This window comes from Streptomyces sp. RP5T, from assembly GCF_003933965.1.
In the GTDB taxonomy this organism is placed as follows: domain Bacteria; phylum Actinomycetota; class Actinomycetes; order Streptomycetales; family Streptomycetaceae; genus Streptomyces.
Genome location: NZ_RSAJ01000884.1, coordinates 1 through 2,489 on the forward strand (window position 1 = coordinate 1; position 2,489 = coordinate 2,489).

Annotated in this window: 1 protein-coding gene and 1 pseudogene; one reads left to right on the plus strand and one right to left on the minus strand. The window is 70.2% G+C overall.

From position 1 onward, the window contains the following. Positions 1-234: pseudogene (locus EHS43_RS42435) on the minus strand (peptidoglycan-binding protein); the annotation flags it as partial. A 160-nt stretch (positions 235-394) separates the two neighbouring features. Between EHS43_RS42435 and EHS43_RS42440 the strand changes: the two are divergent. Next, positions 395-2,437 carry an MDR family MFS transporter gene (locus EHS43_RS42440; protein WP_125195797.1) on the plus strand — a complete coding sequence of 681 codons (2,043 nt, stop codon included), beginning with the start codon at positions 395-397 and terminating at the stop codon, positions 2,435-2,437. Positions 2,438-2,489: the final 52 nt, after the last annotated feature.

The window sequence follows — 2,489 nt, forward strand, 5'->3', positions numbered from 1 at the left end:
CAGCGGCATCGTGGCGTCCGGCGCGGGCACCGCCGGCACCGGCGCGGTCTCCTCGTCCAGCTCCACATAGGGACGTATGCGCAGCGGATCGAAGTCCTCCGCCGCTGCCGCCTGCGCCGTGCGCGCGTCCCGCAGCGCGTCCGAGGCGCGCTGGGTGCACCCGCACGACGGGGTGTTGTCCACCCCTCTCGGCGCCCCGCACTCCGGGCATGTGTGGCCGTTCGACTCCGCCATGTGTTCGTCCCTCCCCTCACAAACTCCAGAGATTATGCAGACCCCCTCCACAGCCCCCTGGGGGAAGCCCCCGGAATATCGGCTTCCAACAGGACTCAACAGGCCGTAAGCGGTCACACCGACCACGATGGAGGGGAAACCAGAGCCTCAGGAGGACTTCATGGCCGCGGACGCGCACGGTACGACGGAGGATGTGCGGGACACGCGAGAACCTCACGTGTCCGGCAACGTCCTCGTCTCGATCGGGGCCCTGCTGCTCGGCATGCTGCTCGCCGCGCTGGACCAGACGATCGTGTCCACCGCGCTGCCCACCATCGTCAGCGACCTCGGCGGCATGGAGCACCTGTCCTGGGTCGTCACCGCGTATCTGCTGGCCTCCACGGCCGCCACCCCGCTGTGGGGCAAGCTCGGCGACCAGTACGGGCGCAAGCGGCTGTTCCAGACCGCGATCGTGATCTTCCTGGTCGGGTCGGCGCTGTGCGGCATGTCCCAGGACATGGCCCAGCTGATCGCCTTCCGGGCCCTGCAGGGGCTGGGCGGCGGCGGGCTGATGGTGCTGTCGATGGCGATCGTCGGCGACCTCGTCCCGCCGCGTGAACGCGGGCGCTACCAGGGGCTGTTCGGGGCGGTGTTCGGGGCGACGAGCGTGCTCGGGCCGCTGCTGGGCGGACTGTTCACCGAGCACCTGAGCTGGCGCTGGGTGTTCTACGTCAACCTGCCGGTCGGCGTGGTCGCGCTGGCCGTGATCGCCGTGGTGCTGCGCATCCCCCGCAAGTCGCGGAAGCACGTCATCGACTACCTGGGGACCTTCCTCATCGCCGCCGTCGCCACCTGTCTGGTGCTGGTGGCCTCGCTGGGTGGGAACACCTGGGGCTGGGGATCGCCGCAGATCGTCGGGCTCGCGGTGCTCGGGGTGCTGCTCGCGGTCGCGTTCGTGGCGGTCGAGCGGCGGGCCGCCGAGCCCGTGCTGCCGCTGAAGCTGTTCCGGGTGCGGACCTTCACCCTGTCCGCCGTCATCAGCTTCATCATCGGGTTCGCGATGTTCGGGGCCATGACCTATCTGCCGACCTTCCTCCAGGTGGTGCAGGGGGTCTCGCCGACCATGTCCGGTGTGCACATGCTGCCCATGGTGTTCGGGCTGCTGCTGTCCTCGACCGTGTCCGGTCAGATCGTCAGCCGCACCGGGCGGTGGAAGGTGTTCCCGGTGGCCGGAACCGGGGTCACCACGCTGGGACTGCTGCTTCTGCACCAGCTCGACGAGAGCAGTTCCACCTGGGTGATGAGCGCGTACTTCTGTGTGTTCGGGCTGGGGCTCGGGCTGGTCATGCAGGTGCTGGTGCTGATCGTGCAGAACGCCGTCTCCTACGAGGACCTCGGCGTCGCCACCTCCGGCGCGACCTTCTTCCGGTCCATCGGGGCGTCCTTCGGCGTCGCGATCTTCGGCACGATTTTCGCCAACCGACTCGGCGACAAGCTGGCCGAGGCGCTGCGCGGGGCCCAACTGCCGCCCGGGGTCTCGGTGTCGGGGCTGGAGGCCGACTCCCGGGGGCTCGCGCAGCTGCCGGGCTCCCTGCGGCCCGAGGCGCTGCACGCGTACGCCTCCTCGATCACCGACGTCTTCCTCTACGCCGCGCCCGTCGCGTTCCTCGGTTTCGTGCTGGCGTGGTTCCTCAAGGAGGACCGGCTGCGGGGGTCGGTCACCGCGCCCGACGTCACGGAGACGCTGGCCAGCAATCCCGTGGAACGCTCGTCGTACGACGAGGTGTGCCGGGCGCTGTCGGTGCTCGGGACCCGGGAGGGGCGGCGGGAGATCTACCGGGAGATCACCGCGCGGGCCGGGTACGACCTGTTGCCCGCGTCGAGCTGGCTGGTGCTGCGGATGCGGAAGTACGGGTGGGTGGAGCCCGCGCTGCTCGCGGAGCGCACGTCCGTGCCGCTGAGCGTGATCATCGAGGCGGCCCGGGAGGTGGAGGTACGCGGGCTGGCCTCCCGAGAGGGCCCCGACCTCCGGCTCACCGAGCCCGGCGTGGAGGTCGCCACGCGTCTCGCGTCGGCCCGGGAGGAATCACTGGGCGAGCTCCTGGGCGACTGGTGGGGACCCGACCGCCCCACCGACCTCACCCGGCTGGTCAAGGACCTCAACGACGAACTGTGCGGCTCGGACCGGGAGCAGCCGCATGACGGGGACACGGCGAGGTTGTGACGGTCCCCGCGTCGGTACCGGGTTCGGTTGCCGGGTGGGTGTGGGTCTATGT